Origin of the sequence: Rhizobium sp. BT03 (assembly GCF_030053155.1) — a bacterium.
Taxonomy (GTDB): Bacteria; Pseudomonadota; Alphaproteobacteria; order Rhizobiales; family Rhizobiaceae; genus Rhizobium.
Map to the genome: position 1 here is coordinate 1,034,073 of NZ_CP125640.1, position 25,341 is coordinate 1,059,413.

A 25,341-nucleotide genomic window follows, 5' to 3' on the forward strand; every position below is an offset into this window, starting at 1 on the left:
CACGTGGCTCGCCTATTTCGTCGCGCCTGCCGTCAAGCCGGCGATAAACCGCCGCTGGAAAACCAGATAGGTCAGAATCAGCGGGAAAATGACGATCACCGCGCCGGCGGTCAAAACCGGCGTATTGACGGTGTAACGCCCCTGGAAAAACAGCATGCCGAGGGGCAGCGTCCGATAGGCGTCGTCATTGACCAGGATGAACGGAATGAGAAACTCGTTCCAGGTCCAGATGAACAAGAACAGCGCCAGCGTCGACATGGCCGGTATCATCAGCGGTATAACGATCTTGCGCAGGATATAGAAGCGTCCGGCGCCGTCGAGGACCGCCGCTTCGAGAACCTCCTCCGGCAGTTGCTGCATCGCGCTGGCGAGGAAGATCGTCGAGAACGGTATCGACATCGCGATCTGCGGGATGATGAGAGCCGCATAGGTATTGATCAGCCCGAGATAGCGCATTTCATAATAAAGCGGGATGATAAAAGCCTCTGCCGGCACCATCATGCCGAGCGTCAGGATGGCGAACAGCGTACGCCGCAGCGGAAACGACAGGTAAGCGAAGGCAAAACCGGTCAGCAGGCCCAGAAAGACGCTTGCGGCAACGACGGGTATGACGACGACGATCGAATTCCAGAAGTAAATGTTGAAATGCCCGGCATTCCAGGCATCGAGGTAATTTTCGAAATGCGGATAGGCCGGAAGGGCGAATGCGCCTTTCAGCACGTCAGCCTTGCTCTTTATCGAGGTCAGCAGCAAAAGCAGGAACGGGATGATCGTGACGAGGGCCAGGAGCCAGAGGACAACGCGAAGGAAGAGCGCGGCGGGAATGTTGGACGAACGGCTCATCAAGCCAATCCTTTGCTTCTGGCGCCCACCAGCCGGTGAATTGCGAAATTGATTGCGAATGTCAGCAAGGCGCCGACGATGGCGATGGCGGCCGCGGCGCCGAAGCGGTTGAGCTCGAAGCCGAGCTGGTACATGTAGATATTCGGCACCAGCGTCGCGTTGGCGGGTCCACCTCGGGTCATCGTGAAAATCAGGTCGAAGCTTTTGATCGAGGCTATAACCGTCAGAAGCAAAACCACCCTGATCTCAGGCATGAGAAGCGGCAGCGTTATCCAGAAAAAGGTCTTTCGCGCCGACGCGCCGTCGACCTTGGCGGCATCGAAAAGAGACGGGTCGATGCGCTGGATTCCGGTGAGGAAGATGACCATGCAAAAACCGAAGAAATACCAGGTGGCAACGATCCCCACCGCGGGAAGCACGAAATTGAAATCTCCGAGCCAGGGCAATGCGAACCTGCCCAGGCCCACCGCTCGCAGAAACTGATTGAACGGGCCGAATGCCGGATTGTAGAGCCATGCCCAGATGATGCCCAGCACGGCAGTCGGCATGATGTAAGGCAGGAACAGGAAGGTTCTGAGGGCGAGCTGTTCGCGCTGCTTCAGATTCCACACGCAGGCGGCAAGCGTTATGCCGAGCACGAGCGGCAGGACGCAGTAGAAGATCATGAGCTCGGCATTGTTGCGCAAGGCAATGTAAAAGCGGCTGTCGGAAAAGAGATCGGCGTAATTGCCCAGCCCAACCCATCTGGGCATCGTCAGGCCGTCCCAACTGGTCAGGCTCAAACCCAAAGCCGCGACGATCGGCCCAAAGACAAACGCCGCATAGAGCAGCAATCCAGGCAATAAATAGATGAAATTGGTCTGTTGCGTTCCATCCAGTGCGGAGCGTTTCATCCAGTACTCCCTGAAGCCAAAGCTCTGGTCATCGCGCAGCAAGCCGCAAGCTCGCAACGCTCATTTCAGCGTGATGAACGGGACGCCGGCCGGACCGCCCGAGGGCATCGCAACCGGCGTCCGCGCTTCTTATTTCTTATCCTTCAAATAGGCCTGATAGTCCTTGTCCATGGCATCGACAAAGGCTTCGGGTGTGACCTTGCCGGACAAGAGAAGCGGCGTGTTGTCGTCGATCGTCTTCAGCATCGTCGGGCTCGACCAATCGGGGTAATGGCCGAGCGCATCGTTGGCATTGAGCGTCTTCCACATCTCGATGCCGGAAGTCAGGAGCGGCGTGAGCTTCGGCTTTGCATCCGCCGGGAGCGATGTTGCAGGAAGATAACCTGCCGCGGCCCAGCTTTCCGCAGCCTTTTCAGACACCATATAGTCGATGTACTCGCCGGCCAGATCCTGCTTCGCCTTGTCTTTGGCAAGGCTGGTGATCGCCCAGGCAAGATCCACGCCGCCGACGCTCATCGGCTTGGAAATGCCCTTCGGAGCGGGAATGGCCATGAAGCCGATATCCGGATTGTTTTGCATGTCGCCGAAGTACCAGGTTCCGGAGATCAGGAAGGCGCCCTGCCCTGATATGAACAGCTGGACGGCGTCGTCACCCGAGATGCCCTCGAAGCCGGGATAAAAATAGCCGCCCTGCGCCCATTTCTGCACCAGTTTGGCGGATTCGATATTCCCCTTAGTGTTCCAGGAGCCGCCTTTGCCGTAGATAAGGTCGTCAAGCTCGGCGCGATTGGCCGCGTCGATATGCGCCTGATCGATGGCGCCGATCATGTGCAGGGCGAGATGCTGCTTGGCCGAGCCCATCATGAAGGGCGCGACGCCTTTTTCCTTGAGCTTGTCGAGATCGGCCAAAAGCTCCTCGAAGGTCTTCGGCAGCGCCACGCCCGCCTCGTCGAGGATCTTCTTATTGTAGTAAAGGCCGACGATCTCGCCGAGACCCGATATGCCGTAGGTCTTGCCGACCCCGAATTTCGCTCCCTCCCAGCGGTCTCTGGCAAGCACGGAATCCGACTGCCGCTTATCCCAGCCGTATTTCTTGATGTATTCGTCAACCGGCAGGAGCAATCCTTCCTTGACCATCGCGCCCATGTCGCCGGCGCCCTGATTGACCTTGGTGATGACGGGGCCATCGCCTGCCGAAACCGCGAGCTTCAGCGTCAGCTTCATATCATCGAAGGTGCGGGCGGTGCGTTTGATCGTGACACCGGGATGCGCGGCTTCGAACTCCTTGTTCAGCTGCTCGATGACTGCGCTCTGGCCTTCAAAGGTTTGGTCGTCCCACACCGCCAGATCGTCGGCGCGGGCGGCGGAAAGGCCGAAACTCACAAGCGCCGCGCCGGCAAGCGCGACAGCTGCTTTCAATCGGTATGCCGGCAGTATGCTGATCGATTTCACGGTTCTGTTCATCTGCTCCACCTCATTTGGTTTATTCTCCACTCCCCGTCCGGACCTTACGCCTGGCGCCGGCCGAACGTTTTCTTCCCCCAGAGCTTTGCCTGGCTGGCGAATCTGAGGTAATCGTCACTGCATCAGCCCCTCTCGCGATCCAGAATGACAAAGCGCCACGCAGGAGGTGGCAAAGCGATGGACAGCAACTGCTTCATCCGCCCGGCGATCGAGGCCGATACCGACGCTCTTTTCGACATCTGCCTGAAAACCGCCAATGGCGGCGAGGATGCCAGCGCGCTTTACAGCGACCCGCATCTGCCCGGTTACATCTGGTCGGTACCCTATCTCAAGTTTGCCAGGGACTTTGCCTTTGTTCTCGTGCAGGGCGACCGGCCGGTCGGCTATGTCGTCGGGGTGCCCGATACCGGCGGGTTCGACAAAACCCTTGAGGCAAACTGGTGGCCGTTCGTCCGCCGAGAGATCGCCGGGCTGACGCCTACGCGTCCGCGCGACGCCGACGTGATCGAACGAATTCAAAATCCGCGCAGCGGAACGACGTGGCTTCAAGACGATTACCCGGCGCATCTCCACATCAACATTCTTCCCGGACTTCAGGCAGGCGGCTGGGGCCGCAAGATGATCAGCACCGAGCTTGAAGCGCTTCGCAATCACGGGGTCGCCGCGGTGCATCTCGGTGTCGATCCAAACAATGAACGTGCCAGAGGTTTCTACCGTCATCTTGGCTTTTCCGAACTCGAACGCGATGGCTCCGTCGCCTTCGCCATGCGGATCGATAAGGGATCTGAGTAGAACCGACCGAGCCGTCATGCTCATGAGATTGGCTCCGCATTTGCGGCGTCAAGGCCATATTTCAAAACGACCGCCGCTGGCATGGCGCTCCAGCCCTGAAGCAGGGAGCCACGCCCGTACGGCGGCGAGAAATATTCCACCGCCCCGATCCAGCCATTGTCGAGGCAGGTTTGCCACCAGCGCGTCAGCGCGTAGCGTGCACCTCCAAGTCCGTGGCGAAGGCGTTCTTCGGCATAGGCGCCATCCCAATAGGGCCAGTCCGAGCCATTATGGTAGCGATAGGGAAAAGCGGTCTTGGATCGCAGATCGCCTGGCCGCTTGAAGGGCGGATAGGCGCACATCACCCCCCAGCTGCCATAGGGCTGCTGCTGATTGTTGCGCGTTTCCAGCTTGCTTTCAAAGGCTCTCAGCAAGCCAACGGCCTTCTGTTTTGAAATTGCGCCGAACCGCGACAAGGTCAGGCTGTCGAGAGCCAGATGATCCTCGACAAAGGCGCCAGGCGTTCCATAGTCGACATATCCTCCCGTTGCCGGAACGAAGAGCTTGGCCTCGATTTCCTGGCGGGCCAGATCCGCGACCTTGCCTGCGCGTTCGGCAAGAGCAGGATCGTGCCCTTCCCCAAGCCTTGCCACAGCGTCCATGGCGCCGACGAAAAGACCGAGATCATAGGAGACGAGACCCTCGCGATAGACGTTGTCGGCCCAGTCGCGGTCGTTGCGCGGTTTCAACGGCAGAACGCTGTCGGGGCCGGCCAGGCTGAGATAGCGGTCGACGATCGCCCGAACGATCGGCCAGTGCAACTGCGCCTCGGCCAGATCCTTCGTTGCGCTGACATAGTCGTCGATGAACAGAATGAAGAAAAGCGGGCTGTCGAAGTGATCGCTCCACCAGTCTTGCGGACGGTTGTGGTATTCCGGAACGGCCTTTTTATGGGTTTTGGGATTGGCCTTGCTGTCTTCGACAAAGCGCTGCCACGCCTCCGATTGCGCAGGTCCGGTCAAGATCACCCCGCTCGGGGCTTCTCCATCCGGCTGCACGCCCTTGGCAAGCAGCCGGATCTCGTCGCGCACCGCCTCCGGTGCAAGCGTCAGGAGAGGCTGCATCGTCCAATAGCCATCGCGGTAATAAGTCCGCGCCGGAGCGCTATAGGCCTGCCCCGCGGCAAGACCGGCAAAGGCGCCGTTTTCGTCGCGCCTGATGCTGGAAAGGGCGGCATGGATGCTCTGGCTGACCATGCTGCGCATCAGCGGGTCGGCGTCGGGCGCCAGGTCGCAACGCGCGACATATTCGGCGGCTTCGGCAATGATCGCTTCGCTGGAAAGCGTGAGAGCCTTCTCGGCCTCGTCTCTCGAGGCGCCGACGGCAATCCGCACATCGGAACCGAGAACCTCCACGATGAGCACACCCCAGCCCAGTTCGGCGGTCTGCCGATGACGGGTCCGGGTGACCTTCGCGCTTGCGCCTTGCCCATCCGGCTCATGCCACCAGGCGCAGCGACGCGCCGGATATACGCCCTGAAGGCGCGCGCCGCTGATCAGCATCACCGGCCGCGACTGCGCGACGAATATGCCGCCATGTCTGGAGACCATTCGGTTCGGGGCATAGGTATAAGGGCCACCGATGGCGGAAAATCTGACACGCCCCAGGCTGCCGGCGCCCCAGAGGGCGAGATCGGCATATCCGTCCGGATGAACATCCGCCTGAAGGCGCGGCGCCATGACAGGCAGTAAAACGCCTTGTTCGGCGGAAAGCTGTCCATCGGTCGAGGGCTGCCTTATCATCGATAATCCCCCCACAGCCAAGTTGAAGAAGCTGCAGAATGCGAAAGAGAGAAATAGAGGGACAAGCCGGGGCCTGCTCCTCTTCGGGCGACCTTGGCGAGCGCGCGGCTATCCAGACAATGCGGGTGGCGCATACTTGTCCTCGACCCTCTTTATTTCGCCGTGCATTTCATTGCACGTTGATATCAGCCTACAGGCGACCTCCCATTTGTCAAGGACATAGACAAATCTCCACCTTGGGTGTACTGAAATCCGCTCATATGACGAAGTTGAGCCGAAGCCGTCCTTTTTACGAGGGTTTCGGGTCAATATCGACCCCTGATTAGGTATATGCTCCGAACTAATTGGAAGAGTTAGCCGATGGCACTGACACTTTCTGCCACGCAGACGCCCATCGCACGAAAAATCTCAACTCATGCCGTGATCCGGACCGTCTTGGCGAGCGGCTCGATTTCCCGCGCCGACATTGCCAAGCTGACCGGCCTGTCGAAACAGACGATTTCCGATGTCGTGCGCGACCTCGAGGATGATGGATGGTTGAAACCTGTCGGCCAGACCGATGGCCGCCCGGGCCGCAATGCGATTACGTATGAACTCAACGCCAGGGCGGGTCTTGCGGTCTCCATCGATCTCGGCGGCACCAAGATCGCTGCGGCGATCTGCGATCTGCTAGGTAACATCATAGCCGAAACCAAAGTGGCCACCGACCCCCGCGGCGGAATGCATCTCGTCAATCAATTCAGCGATCTCATCGTCGAACTCTTGCTTGCAGCCGGAACGACTGCCGACAAGCTCCGTCTCGTCGTTCTGGGCAGTCCCGGCGTGCTCGATCCGGCCACCGGCCATATCAATGTGGCGCCGAATATCCCCGGCATCGACGCGATCAATCTGCGGCAGGTCTTCTCCGACAGAATGGGCATTCCGGTGATCGTCGAAAATGACGTCAACCTCGCCGCGCAAGGCGAGAAATGGCGGGGACATGGTGTCGAAACCGGTAATTTTGCCTTCGTCGCGCTCGGAACGGGCGTCGGCATGGGCATCATCGCTAATGGCGCACTGCTGCGTGGCGCGCGTGGCGCGGCCGGCGAGATCGCCTATCTCCCGATCGGCGGCGATGTTTTCGATCCCGGCGGGTTTACGCTCGGGACCTTTGAGAGTGCAGTCGGCAGCGTCGCGATGTTACGCCGCTACACCGGCTTCGGCGGGCGCAACGCTGCCACCGTGGCCGATCTCTTCAACGCCTTCAATGCAGGCGATGCCAGCGCCGTCGCCGCAATCGAAGAGACGGCAAGGCTAGTGGCGCTCGCCATTGCCGCCATCGGAGCAACTCTCGATCCCGAACTGGTGATCACCGGCGGCAGCATCGGCGCAAGACCGGAATTGGTAAACGCCATCCGGGGTTTCCTGCCGCGCTGCACGCCTTATCCGCCGCGCATCGAGATCAGCCGGTTTGGGAACCGGGCCGCCCTCATGGGAGGCATGGGGGTCGCGGTCGAGCGCATGCACGACGATCTATTCGGCGTGAAATTGAAGGATACTTGATCGGCCTGCGCCACTTGAGAACTGCGGTAAATGCGCTAGATTTTCCGCCATGATAACAGCGACACAGATACGCGGCGCGCGCGCCATGATCGGGATGAGTATCGAAGAGCTCGCCGCCGCAACCGGCCTGCCTGTGGAGACCGTGACGGCGCTGGAAAACGGCGAATTTGCGGGCGAGCCGCACGCGCTGTTCGATGTGCGCAGCACGCTGGAGGCGCACGGCATCATCTTCCTGTCGAGCGGCAATCAGGATGAAGGCGGCCCCGGCATCCGGTTGCGTGCGCGCACCGTCAGCGACGACGGTATCCGGCCGGAAAACCTCAACGCCGCAAACGACGATTAGGCCGACGCGGGCTCAATTCATCCTGTTCGTTGCGGAACCAATCCGACACTTGGCCGTTTCCGCTGTCCTATCAGATATTTGAGGGCAGTCATTTGAACAGCAGGAATGGTCTCTACGTTCTCATCGGCGTTCTCGTCGTCACCGTCATCGGCCTCGGTACTTATATCTACCGTGAGGAAAGCAAGCCGCAGGGGATTGAGATGAGCATCGGCAAGAACGGTGTCTCGATCGAGCAGAACTGAACGTCAGAGGTAGGTCTTTGCCAGGTCGGCGAGTTTGCCGCCGTCCTTCACGCCCTGCCTGTAGAGCTGAATGATGACCGCACCGATCCGCTCGGCCTCGGGTGTCGTCCTGACGAGGCCGCGTTCATCGCAGACCTTGTCGAGCACCTGCGAAAGCAGATCGAGATCTTCCGAAAACAGCGGCAAATCATGCGGATGAATTGATGACCGTAACATCACGCCGCATTCCCTCCGAGGGCAAACGCATCCACGCTTGCATCGCCGGCCGCCCTCCGCAACCGACAGAAATGATTATGCGCGACGGCTTGAATTTTAGCAACTGCGCAAATTTCCACGAAACAAAATCCGGGAACAAATTTTCGTCCCGCGCGTTTTGACGCCGCCCTGTGCAATAATCAGTGAGTGCAGACGTTGAGTGAAATACGCTTCCCCTCCCACATCCGGGTGTTTTCTCCAGAGAGCAGCCTGATCGTGTCCACCGTCTGGGAAGCCGTCGAATACCTCAAACAATGGCCGAGCAAGCGTGGGCGTCACTATCGCGTCGCGCGCCAGCATTGCCTGGACGCGCTCGACGGGCTGCGCAGCCCGCGCGCCGCACAGGCTTCCTTCATCACAGCGGCGAAGACGGCGGGATTGTTGCTGTGAGATCAGCTGCTGTGGCGGCTGGCGGCGGCGAGCTGGGGGTGAATGGAGCCTTCCATAATCACCTTGGCGGTCACCTCGATCACCCGCTCCTCGGCAAGTTCAGCAAGCGCGAGGGCGACATCGCCCTCCGGCCAGCCGGCCTTGATGGCCTCCTCGGACAAAGCCTGGAATGCTCCGGCGAGGGCTTGCCTGCAAGTGAGATTCTGCTTCATATCCGGCATGCGCTCGCGCTAGGCTAATTGTGACAGGGACGCTTTAATCTACACATATTCGCATGAATGCGAAGAGGTTTTGCGTTCCTTGATTTCAAAATTGTGTATTTCATATTCAATATTGGTATAACCTTAACAAAACCTGACAAATACCACCTCCAGAAATTGGAGGAGTACCAAAAAGAACTAATCGATTTATTTGATTCCACACCCACAAGGGCATTTCACCGCATTATTTACTGAAAATAGCCGCGACAGCGGAGTCGACGCAGTGACTATTTACCCCCGCCCGACCGGACGAAATCGGAGTTGCGGGCACGTTTCATCATCTTCCCTGCACCCTGTCAATCGGCTTCGAAGCCTTCCCAAGGCGAGCGCCGGGCGCTCATCGTTCTTGAGGTGACGGCGCGCCCGGCTGAATGCGCAATATCGTCAACAGTATCCTCAGCTGCCGCGAGCGCCTTCGGCGCTAATCACTTTAATACCACAACGACACCACACTGCCGTCAAAGTCCGCCGTACGATTGTGCTGCGTATTATTGGGTTGGCGGGCCCACTTCTCCAGGAGGTTAAATGTCTATCGAACTAGACGCTACTACCTATGTGCATGCCAAACCGGCGACCGCGCATTCTTATATTTTGCCGGCCGTTGTCGATGTTCTCGAGAACATTTTTCAGGAGGCTAACGAAACGTCTGTCTTCGACCTCGGTTGCGGTGCCGGCGGCGCCGCAGCCGTGCTTGCGGGAAAGGGCTACGATGTCATCGGCGTCGATCCGTCCGAGGACGGCATCGCAAAGGCGCGAACAGCCCACCCCGATCTGCCGCTGGAAATCGGCTCCGGTTACGAAGATCTTTCGAGCCGCTACGGGACCTTCGATGCGGTAATCAGCCTCGAGGTCGTGGAGCACGTCTATGACCCCAAGGCGTTCTCGGCCACCATGTATGATCTGGTAAAGCCCGGCGGCATCGCGGTCATGTCGACGCCTTTTCACGGCTACTGGAAAAATCTGGCCCTGGCCGTAAGCGGAAAGATGGACGACCATTTCATGCCTCTCAAGGACCATGGCCACATCAAATTCTGGTCTCCGGGAACGCTGAGCACGCTGCTGCATGAAACGGGTTTCGAAGACGTCGGCTTCGAATATGTCGGGAGGATTCCGCTTCTGGCCAAATCGATGATCGCGATCGCCCAGAAACCGCACTGAAGATCAACCGTTCTCCACAAGGGCCGAATGGCCGCAAGAGCGGCGGCCGCACGAAACGTGATGTTCTGACTGGATTTCAAGGGGATAAATGGTCGGGGCGACTGGACTCGAACCAGCGACCCCTTGACCCCCAGTCAAGTGCGCTACCGGGCTGCGCTACGCCCCGACCTGCCGAAACGGCTTGCTTCGTTTAGTTTTTCGGCGCGTGCAATGCAAGCGGAAAAAACTCGCCTCCGACAAAAAGGAGAGTGGTTTGTCGGATTGCTCAGATCGCCGTGAGCTTCAACCGGCCTTCAGCGGTGTGGCGGGGCTGCCATGCCTGGTAGTTGGCGATGGAGAAATGCGGGGTTTCGAAGGGGGTGGCGTGGGTTTCGGTAATGACGGCGACATCGGCGCCGGCCGCCTCGCCAGCGAGGATGCCGGCGACGGCGTCTTCGAAGACCAGGCATTTTTCGGGATCGACACCGAGGCGGCTGGCGCCGAGCAGGTAACCCTCGGGACTCGGCTTGCCGGACTTGACCTCGCCACCGCTGACGATGACTTTCGGCATCGGTATGCCGGCGGCAGCCATGCGGCGCACGGCGAGTTCGATCGGCGCCGAGGTGACGATCGCCCATTTGCCGTCGGGAATGGCGGAGAGGAAGCGGACGGCATCGGGGATCTCGACGATGCCGGAGACATCCTCCATCTCCTCGGCGAGCAGCAGGTCCGCCTCATGGGCCGGATCGACGCCCGGCAGGCCGAGCCCACGGATCACGTCGGAAGCGCGGATGCCGTGGATCGTCTTCAGGAAAACCTCGGGTTCGAAGCCGTGGCGCCTTGCCCACTCGCTCCAGACGCGTTCGACCACGGCAATGGAATTCAGCAGCGTCCCGTCCATGTCGAAAAGGAAGGCGTCATAGGACTTGTCGAGGATATCGTGGAGAGCGGGCACGGGCGTTTCCTTGCGGGTGCGAGGCCGGGCGACCCCTGCACAGGCGAGTAGCGGAGAGCGGCGGCGGCGTCAACGTCAGTCGTTGACGTCGACGTCAACGCTAGTCGTTGACATAGATGTCAACGCTAGTCGTTGACATCGGGATGGGTGACGTTGCGAACGTCGGCCAGACCGCGGGCGGCGTCGCGGCTGCCGGTCGCGGCAGCGGCTTCGAAGATACGGGTCGCATCGCCATACATTTTGAGATTGAGGTAGCTGTAGCCGCGCAGAACCATCAGGTCGATGCGTTCCTGCTGCAGCTGGGCGCGCTGATCGAGATAGATCAGCGTCTCGCGATAACGCCCGGCGTCGAAGGCCGAAAGCGCACGGTCGGCGAGGATCGCCACCTGGAGCTCGGCGGCGCGCTGGCGGTTCTGCGGCGCCTTGGTGGCGGCGACAGCGGCATTGCTCGAAAGGCCGGCGCGCAGATAGGCAAGGCTCTGGCCGTAGGCTGCGTCTTCACGGTCCTTGCGGACGGGGCTCTGCAATGCCGCCTCGAAGGCCGAGATCGCCTCCATCGGCCGGTTGATATCCATCAGGCACCAGCCGCGCGACAGCGCGTTTGCCGGGCTGAGCTGTCCCGCATCGATGGTTGTCGAGCAGCCGCGCGCCTGGCGTGAACCGCGCTGAACGGTCACCGTCTGCATCGCCGGCCCTGCCGGGCGAACGGCCACATCAGGCCCCGGCTGCAGCGGGGTGCGGCGCTCAGTCGGAAGCGGCTCGGCCGCCGTGGCAGGGCGTTGCGCCGGCGGCGTCGGCTGAACCGGCTGCTGTGGGGCAAGCGTGCCCTTCCCCGCCGGCAGAACGCCCCCATTCGGCATCAGTGAGGAGGTGTCTTCGAGATTGGCGATCCGGGTCGACCGGCCGGCCCAGGCGCGCTGCAGGTCGAGCACGCCCTTGCGGTCGTTCAGTTGCTCGCGGGTGACGGCAAGGCCATAGGCCGACGGCTCGTCATCGGGTTTCCAGGCAAGCGCGGTCTCGAACCAGCGTGCGGCGGTCTGGAACTGGTTGAGCGAGCGGGCATACCAGCCGAACTGCTGCGCCGTCGGCACATATTTCCGGGCGATAATCTCGGCGGCGATGCGATGCAGCACGTCTTCGGCGAGATCGGCTGGCGGCTGCAGCGCCATCAGATTGGCGGTGGCGGCGAGATAGGTGGCGGTCGCATCATCGGAATCGGCGCGCCAGCGGAACATTACATCCTCGGCCTCCTCGGGCGCCTTGCGGGCGATCAGCGCCAGCGCCAGCCCCTGCGAAGCCGCAGCCGTATTCTCTTTGGCTCGGGCGGTGCGGAACCACTTCTCCGCCTCGGCATCGTTGTTGCGGCGAAGCTGGTACCAGCCGAGCAGCAGCGCATCCGAGGCAAGCCCCTCGCTCCCGGCGAGTTTTTCGAGGCGGGCGACGTAATCTGGCGCGATGGCGAGCTTCGGATCGTTATTGCCTTCGGCCATGAAGCGCCGGGCGAGATTGTCGCGGATCGCGTCGAATTCCCTGCTGCCGTCGGCAGCAGGCTTCTCCAGCGCCAGCAGCGTCTGCATCGGCCGATAGGCAAGCAGTGTCGAGGCCTTTTCCACAGTCGCCTGCCGCTCGGCCGGATTGGGGCAGTTCTTCAGTATATAGCTGTAGGCGTCCTGGCCGCGCTGCACCCTCTCCGTCTGAATGAAAGCTTCGGCGACACGCCAGAGGACGTCGACCTCGCTGCAGGTGAGCAGGCTCGGCGTTGCGGCGGCGATATCGACCACGGTCGCATATTGCTTGAGGTCCGAAGCGTTGATCAGGCGGGCGCGGGCTTCGGCGACGTCGAGCCGGTCGAGCAGATCGGCCGGCGGCTGCCATCCGGCATCGGCTGCCTGACGGTCGGCGATCGCCTTGCGCAGCTCGGCATAACGGCCATCGGAATAAAGCTGCCACATGGCCTCGAGCTGCTTGTCGCCGTTCTGTGGCACGGCGAGCGGATCGGCCGGCGGAACCCAGTTCGGGTAGAGCGCCTGAAGGCGGGAGATCTCGGCCTGCAGGCGCAGCTTGTCGCCGCGGCTGGCGAAATAGCGAAGCGCGCTTTCATCGACGGCAGGCTGCGGCGGCGCGGCGGCGGCCTGCTGCGGCGCTATCGGCTCGGACACGATGGGAGGCGTGACCGGCGCCGCCGGAGCCGCCGGCTGAGGTGTAGGTTGGGGCGCAGATTGAGGCGCGGCGGATGGCGGCGTTGCGGGCTGCTCCGCGACGGCATTCGGATCTGGACTATCCGATGCTGATGGCGGCGAGGAGGTGATCGCCTCGATCTTGTCGGCGACGAGCTGCGCATTGAAATCGGAATTACCGGCAGGGGCATCCGTCGGCTTGATGCGGCCCATCATCATCAGCTCCGGCGCCGGCTTGCCGGCCGAGCCCAGGCCGAACTTTTCCTGCAGGGCGGCGCGGTCCTTCAGCCCGGTGACGAGGCTCGCCACCACCACTGCCGCTGAAACCGCCACGAGAGAAGACTTCACAGACACTCCGGATGCTTCTCCCCGATATAGGCCAGCCCCAGCAGTTGAAGGGTGGACGGATAATAGAGTGCGGGGGCAAACTGCAGCGCCGAACTCGGCAGCCTGGTCCCATCGACAACACAGGCCACAACATCGTTAACAATTCTATAACCGGGGTCCGACAGCACGGTCTTCGGCCGGCCGGTAGCCAGATCGATGGTGGCGGGAACGCCGTCTTGCGACATCCCCATTTGCAGGCGCATCAGCAGCGCCTTGTCGGTGATGCCGCCGCGCGCGAGATAGAGCGGGATGCGGATGGCGTTATATGAGAACTCGGCGTCGAACCCTTCTGCCGGCCGCGGCTTATCACGCAGGCTCACCCATTCGGCGGGAAGCTTGCGCGGGCCGAATTGCATCGTCTTCAACAGCTCCACGCCGTCGTCCGACAGTTTTTTCCAGGCATCTGACGGAGCGAGCGCAGCCATCACCGGAATCGCCTCATAAATCCAGTAGGACGGGTTGACGACGGGCCCGTCGTCTCGGTCGCTGCCGGTAAAACCTTCGGTTCCCGGCATCAGCAGGGTGCGGCCCTGCGAGCGGCCGACGGTTTCGGCAAGCAGGGCCTGCGCCATGCGGGAGGCGGCCAGAATATAGTCTTCTCGTTTCCATGCCGTGCCGGCCAGCGCCAGCGCGTAGGCGATCAACATGTCGCCATCCGTGGCATTGTTGGTGTCGGCCACGTGCGGCCTGACGTTCGGATCCCATTTCCAGACGGCCAGGCCATCGTCGCGCAGCAGCAGCTCGGTGCGGGTAAAATACCAGATCTGCTCGAAATCGGCCGGGCTTGCGGCGAGATAGGCGAGCAGCAGGCCATAGCCCTGCCCTTCGCTGTGGCTGATGTTGCCGTTGCCGTTGTCGACGATGCGGCCGCTCGGATCGAGAAACTTCGCCTTATAGGCCGACCACGCGCCGGCATTGATCATCGCCTGCTGGGCGGTGGCCGGCAGACCCGGTGCAAGCGCGACCGTTGCCGCCACTAGGAGCATACGCCACCGCCTCATTTCGACCGGCCCAGCCTTTTGAGCATCTTCGACGTGGTGATGCCGATCAAGAGCACGAAGACGACCAGCAGCGAGGCATAGGAGAGAATATTCGTCGACAACCAGTTGGCCGCGATCAGGCGGTAGTTGGCGATCGACCAGGGTGTCGACGGCACGAAATCGAAACGGGTGACCGGCACCGTCTCGATCTTGCCGGTCTTGCTGGAATAGGTGGTGATATGGCCCGATATCTGCGGCCAGTTCAGCTGCGAAGTCAGAACCTCGACCCCCTCACGCAAATCCTTCGCCGATGGCGCCGCCACCACGGTCCAGGCGCCGGCTCCGGCCGGGCTGGAGCCCTGGGCCACCAGAAGCGAGGCGGTGTTGGGCGGCGTGAAGATTTGCTCGGCGCCCGGCACGAATTGCAGCGAACTGCGGGAAATATCGAAATTGCGCCACAGCCACTCGCGGAAGGCGGTCATCCGGCTGCGCAAGACACCGCCGCTGACCTTGGAATTCCATTCCTCGAAGGCCGTATCGGTGTCGACGACGCCCGTCTGCGCATCCGTCACCGGACGCCACGAGGCCTGGCTCGCCGTCGCGATATTGGTCTGCGACAGCGCCGTTGCCGGCATCTGCGAGATGGAACCGATGAAGATGGCGTCACGATCGCCGATCGTATTCGGCGAGGCGACGGTTTCCACAGGGATCGGATGGCCGGCCATGATCGCCATCTGGCCAAGCAGGGTCGCGGCGGCCGAAAGCGTGTCGGCATCGACGCGGTCGATGAACAGCGGCGTCGGCTCCGTGGCCCGGCCATAGGGATAGGCAGTGCCGGCCATGGCGGCCAGATTCGGCCGCTGACCGACGCGGGCGAAATCCGGCATGTGCAGTTCGGAAGTGTCGAACAGGGCAAAGCGGGGATTGGCGCCGGCGGTGGCGCCCGGCGCGCAAGCCGCATCGTCCTTGGTCATCAGGATCGCCTCGATCGCCACCGTATTCAGGCCGGGCTTGAAGTGGCGCATCGTCACGCGGATCGGCAGATGACGCAGAATGCCGCCTGTTGTCGTGGTGATCGGCACGGTCGAGGCGATATTTTCGTTGACGTAGATATCGATGTGGCTGCCGGGCAGCACGTTGTCGGTATAGGCGGCGTCGAGCAGCACCTTCGCCTCGCCATAGGCATTGGCATAAAAGTCCGCCGGCACGGCGATATTGAAGCTGGTCCGCAGCCGGCGGCCGGAGAATTCGGTGGTCTTTACGCCGAGCTGAGACAAAGCGATGTTCGTGTCGGAAAAGACCAGCGGCGCGTTCGGCGCGCTCCAGCGTTCGGTGGTCAGCACGTCGCGGCGGCTATCTGCGGATCTGTCCGTCGGTGAGACGATGGTATCGATGGCCGCGGAGACCGCCTGCCAGGAGGGGCCGCTGATCAGAAGCACCGGTGCGCCGCTGCGCGGATCGGTGACGAAAGCGGCGAGTGCCGCACTCTCGGCGCCGGGCGGCAGGCCGGGAAAGAGCGGCCGCAGTTCGGCGGCGGTGCCGACGAGCACGCTGAGCCTGCCGGCCCCGCCGGCCGGCAGCGAAGCGGTGCTGAAGGCAAAGATCTGGCTCGGCATGCTGCTCAGCACCGAGAGGCCCTGCGCCAGCCGCAGCAGTGGCCTGGTGGTTCCCGGCTGCTCCAGCGCCGGGACGACGATGTCGAACTCGGTCTTGCCGGCGCCGTCGACGCCGATGGCGCGGATCGCATCGGCACTCGCCGGCTCTGCGGCATCGCTGCCGGCAAAGCTCAGATAGGTTCCACCAGGATCGATATTCGACCACAATTCATAGGTGGACTGGATGCTGCAATCGGTGCGGTGGCGCTGAGCGGCTTCGAAGCTGACGACATTGGCGCCAGGCTGCAGCAGACCTGGCGGAACCGCGAAGGTGACGGCCGACGGGCCGTCCGGCGAGCCGACGCGCTGCTGGCCGATCGGGCGATTGTTGAGATAGACGGTCAGCGCCGAGGCCTCGGGGGCGACGACGATCGCATTCTGGTAGGCGAAGGTGAAGCTCGCCTGGGCGGCCGCCTGCTCCGGCGTCAGATAGACGGACCATGACCGCCGGTCATATTCACCGGTGAGACCGAGCTTCGAAAAGGGCACGACATAACGGCGGACGCTGCCGGGGTGCTGAGCCGGAGCCGTCTCCGCCGCCGCGGCCGGCTGCAGCGCCGGCGATTGAACGACGATCGGCGGAGGAACTGGCGCAGGTGTCGGAGCAGGAGTCGACTGGGGTGCGGGCGCCGGCAATACGGAAACCGGCGGCGTGACGGGAACCGGCGCGGCTGCTGCCGGCGGGGTCGCTGCCGGCGGGGTCAGCCTCGGGGTAACGGAGGCGCCGGGCGGCCGCTCGCCGGACATGTCGAAAGGTGCCGTCTGCGTCTGGGCGAAGGCGGAGGCATTCAGCAGGAAAAGCGAGGCGGCGACGATGCTTCTCATCCGGCGTTGACCTTTGCCGCCTGCCGCTGCTGCGCCTCGCGCTCCGGCCGCATGCTGCGAAAGAAATAAACGAGGCCGCGGCTGGTCTGGTAAAGCGCCAAGCCGAGGAACCAGACGGTGCCGCGGATCAGGCCGGGATTGCGGCGGCGCGACGCCTGGAACTCGGTCCACTGGCCTGAGTTGGCAAACATCAGATCGGCGATCAGGCGATGGTCGAGCGCGCTTTTCGGCACGTATTGGCAGCCGACATTGCTGATGTCACCCGACGGCTCGATATTGCGGACGATCAGCGGCAGGGTTTCCAGTTCCGCGCCGCTATAGGGCCGGAAGCGGATTTCGCCGACGGCGCCGACCAGCATCTCGTCGAGTTGCTTGTTGAAGATGTGAAGCCTTGCGCCATGAACGGAGACGTCCTCGATCGAGGCGGTATACCACTTGCCGTTGGCGCCGAATTCACAGCGCCGGTTGACGCGGACGCGGCGGGACAAGGCCCGCTCGCCGCGCTCCGACACGACACCGAGCGCGCAGCCGGCCATGATCAGGTTGATGACGTTCCAGCCGCCGACGACGAGCGTGACGTCGGCCTTATAGGGCTCGGCATAGATTCTGTAGAAGGTGATGACGAGCGCGATGATCTGCACCGCAAAGATGACGAAGAACGGACGGCTGATCTCCGACAGGCGGCTGACGGCAATCGATTCGTCCTTGGCGGTAACCTTGAAGGTCGGCTTCCTCGGATTGAGCATGACGGAGACGACAGCCGGCAGCAGATGCACGGTCTGGACATATTCGTAGAGCTCGGAAATCCATGGCCAGCGGAACGACCCGTAGAGGTAGTTCTGCATCATCAGGTTCACCAGCATGTAGGCAAGCGTATAGGCGAGGAACTCGCCGCCGGAGGCGGTGAAGATTTCCAGATCGAAAAACAGGTAGAAGAGCGGCGCAAACAGGAAGATCGTGCGCGGGAACGGGAAGAGCCAGAACAGCGTCGAAGACATGTAGCAGAGGCGCTGCGGGATCGACAGGCCGCGCTTCAGCAGCGGGAAGCGGAAGCGCAGGATCTGCATCATGCCCTGCGCCCAGCGGCTGCGCTGGCCGATGAAGCTTGCGAATGTGGCCGGCTGCAGGCCGGCAATCAGCGGCTTGTCGACATAGATGCTGTTCCAGCCGCTGCCGTGCAGCGCCAAGGCCGTCTCGCAATCCTCGGTGATGCTGATGCCGGAAAAGCCGTTCTGGGATTCGAGCGCCCTGCGGCTCAGGACCGCGGCCGAGCCGCAGAAGAAGGCGGCGTTCCATTTATCGAGGCCGCGCTGGATGATGCCGTAGAACATTTCGTTCTCGCTCGGCATCTTGTCGAAGGTGCGCAGATTGCGCTCCAGCGGATCGGGATTGATGAAGAAGTGCGGGGTCTGGACGAGGAAGAGCTTCGGGTCGTCTTCGAAGTAACCGACGGTCTCGAGCAGGAAATCGCGGGCCGGCGCGTGATCGGCGTCGAAGACGGCGATGAGTTCGCCGGTCGAGTGTTTCATGCCGTTGTTGAGATTGCCGGCCTTGGCATGTTCGTTGCGATCGCGCGTGAGATAATGGACGTCGAGGTCCTGGCAGAGCTGCTTCAGCTCGACATGGCGGGCAGCGGCGGCCTGGGCCTCGAGCAGCTTGCCGGAATTGCGCTTCTGCAAGGTGCCTCCGTCGTCGAGCAGCCAGACATGCAGCTTCTCGGCCGGATAGTCCATCGCCTTGGCGGCGGCCAGCGTATTGCCGAGAAGCCCGGCATCCTCGTTGTAGGACGGCACGAAGACATCGACATGCGGCAAACGCCCGGGATTGGCGGCACGCGAGGGGCGTGGCGGCAGCGGTGTGGCGACGATGAACAGGCTGAGCGCCAGCATGGCGACGCTGTACATTTCGGCGAGATAGAGCAGCAGGCCGGGAATGAAATTCTCAAGCTGGTTGACAGGCGGCAGCGTATTGGTGGTGCGCCAGTAAACATAGCGCAGCACGATCGAGGTGCCGAAGGCGAGCGCCACCAGGCGCCAGGTCCCCTCGCCCTTCAAGACCTTGATCAGCGCCATCACCGTCACGACCGTGATGCTGGTGATGAGCTGGGTCTGCAAATTGACCGGCAGCGTGATCAGCACGATCATGCAGAGCGAAACCACGGCCCATATGAAGACACTGCGGGCTTTGCGCATCGACGTTCCTTCGAAATTGCTCAACCGAGGCGCCCTTCGGCACTTCGGGCATGCTCACTAGAACAGGCATGATGTCGTCCGAAAAACGCTCACACTTTTCGGCATCATGCTCTATCTCCGGCAGGCGGCCGTCATGGCCGCGTCGCCTATGCAGTCTGGCGACGGCACGGTGACGCCGATCGCTCTTGCGGATTGTTCGACCGGCTGTTCGGGCGGCGCTGCATCCGGCATCAGCCTCGCCTGCGGCGCCTCACCCGGCAGCGGCACGCGCGGGCCGATGGGCGCGGGCATCGGTGCGGCGCCCTGTGCCGGTTGCGAAGCGCTGCGGGCTGGAGCGACCCGCGGCCGGCCGACAATGGCAGGCGCCGGCTCGTAGCCGATCGGCATCGGGCTGGCGCGATAGCCGCCCTGGTCAGGATAGATCGGCTCGCCGGTGCGCCCGAGCGCGGCATCGGCGGGCGGCGGATTGCCGTAAGGGTTCCAGATCTCCCCGTCGAAGGCGCCCGATATGGTATAGCCATAGACGATGCCGAGCAGCTGACGCTCGCTGGCATTCGCGTCGCAGAGACGCAGGCGCAGCTGGATCATACCGAAATTGCGCGCCTGCGTGGTGGCGTTGACGCTCGAGCGGATCTGCTGCCAGGCATAGATGCAGGTGTCGCCGGCACGGCTGCGGCCGGAGGCATAACCGAAAGGGCCATAGCTGTTCTGCAGGAAGGTCGCCGACGTCGCCATCGGCACGCCCGGGGCCGCGCGCGCCACTTCGCGGGCGATGCCACTCTCGTTGATCATGCTGAAGCCGGCATTGCCGGTGCCGGGGTTGGCCCCGGACGCGCCGAAAAACTGAACCTTCAGGGAGTTCTGACCGGGCACGGAGGATGAGGTAAACAAGGAGATTGTCTGCTCGACGCCGTTGCCACGCTTGCGCTCGACGACGCTGACGATCGACGGGCCGCCCGGCGGCGGCAGGACCAGCGCCTTTTCAGGCGCCACGGTCTCCGGCCCGGAGGGCTGGCGCACACCGCCTGTCGAGGTGCAGCCGGCCATCATGCCCACTACGGCCACCAGCGATATCGTCTTCCGCAAACGCATGTTTCGAGCCGCCGCAATCGTCTTTCCAGATATCCATTCGCAAACCGAAACGCGACGGACCTTCGAATCAACGACCACGCGGCCGTTCACAGGGTATAAATCGCCAACATGGTTAACGAACGGTAAACAACCACCGCCCCCTGACGCCACCGGACGAACGCGCACTGACAGTGATTCGAATAGATCAACCGTATGGTGCATGAATTGATATAGAAACACTTCCGTTGCGCTCATGGGGCCCGTCTTGCGCCGCCATGAAACGCCGGCGCGGGAACTATGCCGCATTGCCGGCGTTGCCTTGAGGTATCAGGTAAAAGAGGAGAACATCCCATGCGCAAGATCATGCTGGCCGCGGCCGCCATGCTGACCATCAGCTCCGCCGCCTCCGCGCAGAGCACCGTCATCGTCACCGATCCCGCCCCGACCGGCTCCGTCGTGCTGCCGGGCGAAGTTCGCACCTATGTCATGGAGCAAAACACGCCGTCCGTCGTCTATGAAGGCGATATCGCCGTCGGCGCGACGCTGCCGGATACCGTCGAAATACACACGGTGCCGAATATAGACGGCTATGGCTATACCGTCGTCAACGAGCGGCGCGTCATCGTCGAGCCGAAGACGCACCGCGTGATCCAGGTCCTGGAATGAGGCGATCGGGAACAGTGGACGTGCGGCTGCCTGGAACAGGATGGCCCGGTTAAAGGAGCGGCTTCACGTCCTCTCATCTTCCATTCTCGCCGGCACATTCAGAAGTTCGCGGACCTTATGGGCGAGCTGCTCCAGGCTGAAAGGCTTGGCAAGCAGGGAGACGCCGTGATCGAGCACCCCGTTATGGACGATGGCATTGCGGGTATAGCCGGTGGTGTAGAGGATCCGGATCGCCGGCCATTTCTCCTGGACGATATCGGCAAGCTGGCGCCCGCTCATTTGCGGCATGACGATATCGGTGAAGATCAGGTCGACCTCCCGATTTGCTTCCAGAAGGAGAAGCGCCTCCATGCCGCTTGCCGCCTGCAACACGGTGTAACCGAGTTCATGCAGGCTTTCGGCGGTCATGATGCGGACGTTCTCATCATCCTCCACCACCAGGATCGTGTCGTTGACGCTGCCCTGAGGAATGGGCTGGGCGCCTGAGGCACTCAGCCTGGCGTCCGTCGCGCCGACATGACGGGGCAGATAGATCTTCACCGTCGTGCCCCTGTCGATCTCCGAATAGATCTTGATGTGGCCGCCGCTCTGCTTGATGTAGCCGTAAACCTGGCTGAGGCCGAGACCGGTACCCTTGCCGGGTCCCTTGGTGGTGTAGAACGGGTCGAATGCCCGCTCGATCACGTCGGGCGACATGCCGGTGCCGGTGTCGGTCATGCTGATCATCACATATTGGCCGGCATCGACCTCCGAATGCATGCGGGAATATCGCTCGTCGAGTTCGGTATTGGCGGTCTCGATGGTCAGATTTCCGCCGCCGGGCATGGCGTCGCGGGCGTTGACGGCAAGGTTCAGGATAGCGTTCTCAAGCTGGCTCAAATCGGCAAAGCTCGGCCAGAGGCCGCCGGCAAGCACGGTCTCGATCCGGATCTGCTCGCCGAGCGTACGCCGCAGCAGCTCCGACATGCCGCCGACCAGTTTGTTGAGGTCGATCACTTCAGGGGCGAGCGGCTGCTGGCGCGAGAAAGCGAGAAGACGGGCGGTCAGGACCGCGGCCCTCTGGGCGCCGTCTTTGGCATTCTGGATGGAGTGCAGCAGGCGGGGATCCTCATGTCCGCTCATGCGCCGCTGGGCGAGATCGAGGTTGCCAATGATGATCGCCAGCATGTTGTTGAAATCATGAGCGACGCCGCCTGTGAGCTGACCGATCGTCTCCATCTTCTGCAACTGGCGCACCTGCGCCTGCGCGGCGGCATTCTCTTCCATCTCGTGCCGGAGCTCGGCGGTGCGCTGGACCACCGTCTGTTCAAGGCGCGTGTTGAAACTGTTGAGTTCGTCGCGGAGGCGGCTCTGCCGGCCATGCGCGACGATGATCATCTCCATCAGGCCGATAATGATCACCGCATTGATGAGATAGGTTGAAAGCCCAACCCATTGGCCGGCGCTGACCGGCCAGAAGATATCGTACGGCTCGACGAAAAACTGCTGGACGATGAAAGCGGCCAGTATCGCCGCGACGAAGCCCGGCCCCGCGCCGCCGATGAAACTCGCCAGCAATATCGCCGGAAGGAAGCTCAGAAAGGGAAAGCCGGAGAGATAGTCGCTGGCGGCAAGCCTCAGAAGAAACGTCAGGCCCACGAAGGCAACGGCCAGCGGATATGTATAACCCGGCCTATGACGCAGCCAATCCGTGGCGCTCAGCAAATCCATTCCAGACCCTCCTTACGGCACCGCGTCTTTTCAGACCTTCGAAGAACGCCGTAACACTTTGAATTACTGCATAGTTTTATCCAAGAATCGATGCCGATCCAAGCATTATGCAGTCGCCGTTGCGCAGACGGCATCTCAGCTTTTACACATCGAATTTCACCCGGCAATATGTTGTTTCTCGCACTACCGGGCACGACGTCTTGACGAGCAGTGCCAGGAGTCCACATAAATCCGCATGCCCGGCAAGGGGAAATGGGTGAACGGGAACATGAAAGACATATTCATCGTCGAAGACGACGCGCTGATTGCCATGCTGCTCGAGGACATGCTCGCCGATCTCGGCTACCGGGTTTGCGCCAGCGCGCCCGATCTGGAACGGGCGCTGGCAACCGCCAGGGACACGGAATTCGACGCTGCGATTCTCGACGTCTCACTTGCCGGGCAGAGTTCGCTGCCGGTCGCAAAACTGCTCGACGAACGGGGTAAGCCCTATGTCTACGCAACGGGATATGGTGCGGCCCCTGCCGGCAGCAGCCCAAGCACATTGCCCGTGCTGCAAAAACCCTTTCAGCTCAGCGAACTCGAACAGGCGATGAAGCGGCTTACCGAAGCCTGATGCCTGTCGCCGGAAGCGGTGCCAGGATGACAACATGCATTAAAAAAGTTCTGGTCAGCGCACCTGATCGAGCAGACGCTTGCATTCCAGCAGGTCGTAGAGCGCCTCCTGCAGCAATGCCCTGTCTTCCTTGCCGACGCTCGACTTGCCGATCGAGACTTCCTGTTCGTCCTCGCCAGCCACGAAATTGAAGAAGCGGCGGGTGATCGGCGGCTTGGCGCGGCCGACAATCTGGTCTTCATCGGCCATGCCGACGCGCGGTTCCCCGCCACTCGCCTCCTGAACGCCCGATGCAAGTGCCTCGACGCTGGCGAGATCGCCGTGGCCGACCGAGATAACGAACTTGTTGCCGTTGGTTTTCAGAAGCTTCTGCACACCCTTGATCGTATAGCCGTGATCATAGAGCAAATGCCGGATGCCCTTGAGGAGATCCACGTCCTCGGGCCGGTAATAGCGACGGCCGCCGCCGCGCTTCATCGGCTTTATCTGCGGAAAACGCGTCTCCCAGAAGCGCAGCACATGCTGCGGCAGATCAAGATCGTCTGCGACTTCGCTGATGGTGCGAAAGGCATCGGGGCTCTTGTCCAACGTCATACTGCTACGCGACCTCGCGGCTCGATCTTACGGCGACTCATCATATTTCAACGGTTTGGCGCCGACAATTCAAGTCATGTCTCGACGTTGCGCACAACGCAGGACAGTGCGAAGGGAAAAAACGCCGTTCAGAAACGGCGAGCCGATGATCAGGAGGCCGGATTCTGCGGCTTCAGCTTGACCTTGCGGGCGACATGCGCCTTGAGGATGCGCGTCTTCAGCACATTCGACGCCTTGAAGGTCATGACCCGGCGGGGAGAAATCGGAACCTCCTCGCCGGTCTTCGGGTTGCGGCCGATCCGCTCGTTCTTGTCGCGCACCTGGAAAGTGGCGAAGGAGGACAGCTTGACGGTTTCACCACGCACGATGGCGTTGCAAACTTCGTCGATGACGGTTTCCACAAGTTCCGCAGATTCGGTCCGGGAAAGCCCGACCTTGCGGAAAACGGATTCCGCCAGGTCTGCTCGCGTCACTGTTTTTCCGGTCATGGTTTCCCCGCCCATTACAAATATTTTGTGAAATCGCGCAAAGAGTATTTGTCTTGCGCCTTACGGTCAAGCTCTTGTTCGCCGCCAGTTTTTTGGATTCGTGCCTACCAGCGCAGCAGAACGGCGCCCCAGGTGAAACCGCCACCCATCGCTTCGAGCATCACCAGGTCGCCCTTCTTGATGCGGCCGTCGCCGGCAGCGGTCGCGAGCGCGAGCGGGATCGAGGCCGCCGAGGTATTGCCGTGCAGATCCACGGTGACGACGACCTTCGCCGCATCGATGTTCAGCTTCTTGGCCGAACCGTCGATGATGCGCCGATTGGCCTGGTGCGGCACCAGCCAGTCGAGGTCCTCGGCAGTGGTGCCGGTCGAATCGAAGGCAGCCTGAATGACATCGGTGATCATGCCGACGGCGTATTTGAAGACCTCGCGGCCTTCCATGCGCAGCTTGCCGACGGTGCCCGTCGTCGACGGGCCGCCATCGACATAGAGCTTTTCCTTGTGCGAGCCGTCGGAGCGCAGATGCGCCGTCAGCACGCCGCGATCGGCAACGGTGCCCTCGCCTTCTGCGGCTTCGAGCACGATCGCGCCGGCGCCATCGCCGAACAGTACGCAGGTGGTGCGGTCGTTCCAGTCGAGAATGCGTGAAAAGGTTTCAGCGCCGATGACGAGAACGCGCTTGGCAAGGCCGCCGCGGATATAGGCATCCGCCGTCGTGACCGCATAGACGAAACCGGTGCAAACGGCCTGGACGTCGAAGGCGAAGCCGTGGCTCATACCGAGGCGGTTCTGAATATTGACCGAGGTTGCCGGAAAGGTGTTGTCCGGCGTCGAGGTGGCGCAGATGATCAGATCGATATCGGCAGGCGTCAGGCCGCCATTGGCAAGAGCGGCACGCGCGGCGGCCTCCCCCAGCGAGGCCGTCGTCTCGTCGTCGCCGGCGACATAACGCTGGCGGATGCCGGTGCGCTGGACGATCCATTCGTCCGACGTGTCGACGATCGCCTCCATATCACCATTGGTCATAACGCGCTTCGGAAGTGCGGCTCCGAACCCGCGAACCACTGAACGGATCATATTCGAT

The 25,341-nt window shown here is 61.8% G+C and carries 24 protein-coding genes and 1 tRNA gene; 8 read left to right on the forward strand and 17 right to left on the reverse strand.

Translation table 11 applies throughout. The features are described from left to right. Positions 1-12: 12 nt before the first annotated feature. The 3 genes from QMO80_RS05125 to QMO80_RS05135 form a co-directional block, all read right to left on the reverse strand. On the reverse strand, positions 13-843 hold the full coding sequence (locus QMO80_RS05125) for a carbohydrate ABC transporter permease (protein WP_283199124.1): 831 nt from the start codon (positions 841-843) through the stop codon (positions 13-15). Then, complete coding sequence (locus tag QMO80_RS05130; RefSeq protein ID WP_283200115.1) at positions 843-1,736, reverse strand: carbohydrate ABC transporter permease; 894 nt, start codon at positions 1,734-1,736, stop codon at positions 843-845. The genes QMO80_RS05125 and QMO80_RS05130 overlap by 1 nt, the downstream gene beginning before the upstream one ends. A gap of 129 nt (positions 1,737-1,865) precedes the next feature. After that, positions 1,866-3,200, reverse strand: coding sequence for an extracellular solute-binding protein (locus QMO80_RS05135; RefSeq protein ID WP_283199125.1), 1,335 nt, complete (start codon positions 3,198-3,200; stop codon positions 1,866-1,868). Positions 3,201-3,377: 177 nt separating this feature from the next. Between QMO80_RS05135 and QMO80_RS05140 the strand changes: the two genes are divergently transcribed. Next, on the forward strand, positions 3,378-3,992 hold the full coding sequence (locus QMO80_RS05140; RefSeq protein WP_283199126.1) for a GNAT family N-acetyltransferase: 615 nt from the start codon (positions 3,378-3,380) through the stop codon (positions 3,990-3,992). Between the two features lie 20 nt (positions 3,993-4,012). On the opposite strand, the gene QMO80_RS05145 is transcribed toward QMO80_RS05140, so the two are convergent. After that, the gene (locus tag QMO80_RS05145; RefSeq protein WP_283199127.1) at positions 4,013-5,773 is read right to left on the reverse strand and encodes a glycogen debranching protein; all 1,761 of its coding nucleotides are present in this window, start codon (positions 5,771-5,773) and stop codon (positions 4,013-4,015) included. Between the two features lie 360 nt (positions 5,774-6,133). Between QMO80_RS05145 and QMO80_RS05150 the strand changes: the two genes are divergently transcribed. The 3 genes from QMO80_RS05150 to QMO80_RS05160 all read left to right on the forward strand — a co-directional run bounded on the left by QMO80_RS05150 (position 6,134) and on the right by QMO80_RS05160 (position 7,900). Continuing rightward, the gene (locus tag QMO80_RS05150; RefSeq protein ID WP_097627134.1) at positions 6,134-7,315 is read left to right on the forward strand and encodes an ROK family transcriptional regulator; all 1,182 of its coding nucleotides are present in this window, start codon (positions 6,134-6,136) and stop codon (positions 7,313-7,315) included. A gap of 49 nt (positions 7,316-7,364) precedes the next feature. Beyond that, positions 7,365-7,658, forward strand: coding sequence for a RodZ family helix-turn-helix domain-containing protein (locus QMO80_RS05155; protein ID WP_097627132.1), 294 nt, complete (start codon positions 7,365-7,367; stop codon positions 7,656-7,658). A gap of 92 nt (positions 7,659-7,750) precedes the next feature. Then, positions 7,751-7,900: a hypothetical protein gene (locus QMO80_RS05160; protein ID WP_097627130.1), complete on the forward strand. Its 150-nt coding sequence runs from the start codon at positions 7,751-7,753 to the stop codon at positions 7,898-7,900. A 3-nt stretch (positions 7,901-7,903) separates the two neighbouring features. Here the strand turns inward: QMO80_RS05160 and QMO80_RS05165 are convergent, their stop codons facing one another. Continuing rightward, positions 7,904-8,116, reverse strand: a complete 213-nt coding sequence (locus tag QMO80_RS05165; protein WP_003587392.1) for a hypothetical protein — start codon at positions 8,114-8,116, stop codon at positions 7,904-7,906. Positions 8,117-8,311: 195 nt separating this feature from the next. Between QMO80_RS05165 and QMO80_RS05170 the strand changes: the two genes are divergently transcribed. Further along, positions 8,312-8,545, forward strand: coding sequence for a DUF982 domain-containing protein (locus QMO80_RS05170; RefSeq protein ID WP_283199128.1), 234 nt, complete (start codon positions 8,312-8,314; stop codon positions 8,543-8,545). 2 nt (positions 8,546-8,547) lie between these two features. Here QMO80_RS05170 and QMO80_RS05175 read toward each other — a convergent pair whose 3' ends face one another. Then, positions 8,548-8,766, reverse strand: a complete 219-nt coding sequence (locus QMO80_RS05175; RefSeq protein ID WP_283199129.1) for a hypothetical protein — start codon at positions 8,764-8,766, stop codon at positions 8,548-8,550. Positions 8,767-9,330: 564 nt separating this feature from the next. On the opposite strand from QMO80_RS05175, the gene QMO80_RS05180 reads away from it, so the two are divergent. After that, on the forward strand, positions 9,331-9,963 hold the full coding sequence (locus QMO80_RS05180; protein ID WP_283199130.1) for a bifunctional 2-polyprenyl-6-hydroxyphenol methylase/3-demethylubiquinol 3-O-methyltransferase UbiG: 633 nt from the start codon (positions 9,331-9,333) through the stop codon (positions 9,961-9,963). Positions 9,964-10,052: 89 nt separating this feature from the next. Here the strand turns inward: QMO80_RS05180 and QMO80_RS05185 are convergent. From QMO80_RS05185 to bcsN, 7 genes are all read right to left on the reverse strand, one after another. Continuing rightward, a tRNA-Pro gene (locus QMO80_RS05185) sits at positions 10,053-10,129 on the reverse strand. 99 nt (positions 10,130-10,228) lie between these two features. Next, positions 10,229-10,897 carry an HAD family hydrolase gene (locus tag QMO80_RS05190; RefSeq protein WP_283199131.1) on the reverse strand — a complete coding sequence of 223 codons (669 nt, stop codon included), beginning with the start codon at positions 10,895-10,897 and terminating at the stop codon, positions 10,229-10,231. A gap of 125 nt (positions 10,898-11,022) precedes the next feature. Next, positions 11,023-13,422: a cellulose synthase gene (locus tag QMO80_RS05195; protein WP_283199132.1), complete on the reverse strand. Its 2,400-nt coding sequence runs from the start codon at positions 13,420-13,422 to the stop codon at positions 11,023-11,025. Next, positions 13,419-14,462 carry a glycosyl hydrolase family 8 gene (locus QMO80_RS05200; protein ID WP_283199133.1) on the reverse strand — a complete coding sequence of 348 codons (1,044 nt, stop codon included), beginning with the start codon at positions 14,460-14,462 and terminating at the stop codon, positions 13,419-13,421. The genes QMO80_RS05195 and QMO80_RS05200 overlap by 4 nt, the downstream gene beginning before the upstream one ends. Further along, entirely contained in the window at positions 14,459-16,921 is a 2,463-nt protein-coding gene (locus tag QMO80_RS05205) for a cellulose biosynthesis cyclic di-GMP-binding regulatory protein BcsB (RefSeq protein ID WP_283199134.1), read from the reverse strand. The genes QMO80_RS05200 and QMO80_RS05205 overlap by 4 nt, the downstream gene beginning before the upstream one ends. Beyond that, positions 16,918-19,113, reverse strand: a complete 2,196-nt coding sequence (bcsA, locus tag QMO80_RS05210) for a UDP-forming cellulose synthase catalytic subunit (RefSeq protein WP_283199135.1) — start codon at positions 19,111-19,113, stop codon at positions 16,918-16,920. Before bcsA ends, QMO80_RS05205 begins: the two co-directional genes overlap by 4 nt. 111 nt (positions 19,114-19,224) lie before the next feature. Continuing rightward, positions 19,225-20,205 (reverse strand): cellulose biosynthesis protein BcsN, encoded by a 981-nt coding sequence (gene bcsN, locus QMO80_RS05215; RefSeq protein WP_283199136.1) that lies wholly within the window; start codon positions 20,203-20,205, stop codon positions 19,225-19,227. Between the two features lie 330 nt (positions 20,206-20,535). Here bcsN and QMO80_RS05220 point away from each other — a divergent pair, with 330 nt between their 5' ends. Next, positions 20,536-20,850, forward strand: a complete 315-nt coding sequence (locus tag QMO80_RS05220) for a DUF1236 domain-containing protein (RefSeq protein WP_283199137.1) — start codon at positions 20,536-20,538, stop codon at positions 20,848-20,850. A gap of 63 nt (positions 20,851-20,913) precedes the next feature. On the opposite strand, the gene QMO80_RS05225 is transcribed toward QMO80_RS05220, so the two are convergent. Next, the gene (locus QMO80_RS05225) at positions 20,914-22,560 is read right to left on the reverse strand and encodes an ATP-binding protein (RefSeq protein ID WP_283199138.1); all 1,647 of its coding nucleotides are present in this window, start codon (positions 22,558-22,560) and stop codon (positions 20,914-20,916) included. Positions 22,561-22,828: 268 nt separating this feature from the next. On the opposite strand from QMO80_RS05225, the gene QMO80_RS05230 reads away from it, so the two are divergent. Next, complete coding sequence (locus QMO80_RS05230) at positions 22,829-23,176, forward strand: response regulator (protein ID WP_283199139.1); 348 nt, start codon at positions 22,829-22,831, stop codon at positions 23,174-23,176. 54 nt (positions 23,177-23,230) lie between these two features. Here the strand turns inward: QMO80_RS05230 and QMO80_RS05235 are convergent, their stop codons facing one another. The 3 genes from QMO80_RS05235 to QMO80_RS05245 form a co-directional block, all read right to left on the reverse strand. Further along, entirely contained in the window at positions 23,231-23,770 is a 540-nt protein-coding gene (locus tag QMO80_RS05235) for a MerR family transcriptional regulator (protein ID WP_283199140.1), read from the reverse strand. Between the two features lie 149 nt (positions 23,771-23,919). After that, the gene (locus tag QMO80_RS05240; RefSeq protein ID WP_003578475.1) at positions 23,920-24,258 is read right to left on the reverse strand and encodes an integration host factor subunit alpha; all 339 of its coding nucleotides are present in this window, start codon (positions 24,256-24,258) and stop codon (positions 23,920-23,922) included. Between the two features lie 104 nt (positions 24,259-24,362). Continuing rightward, on the reverse strand, positions 24,363-25,334 hold the full coding sequence (locus tag QMO80_RS05245) for a beta-ketoacyl-ACP synthase III (RefSeq protein ID WP_283200116.1): 972 nt from the start codon (positions 25,332-25,334) through the stop codon (positions 24,363-24,365). Positions 25,335-25,341: the final 7 nt, after the last annotated feature.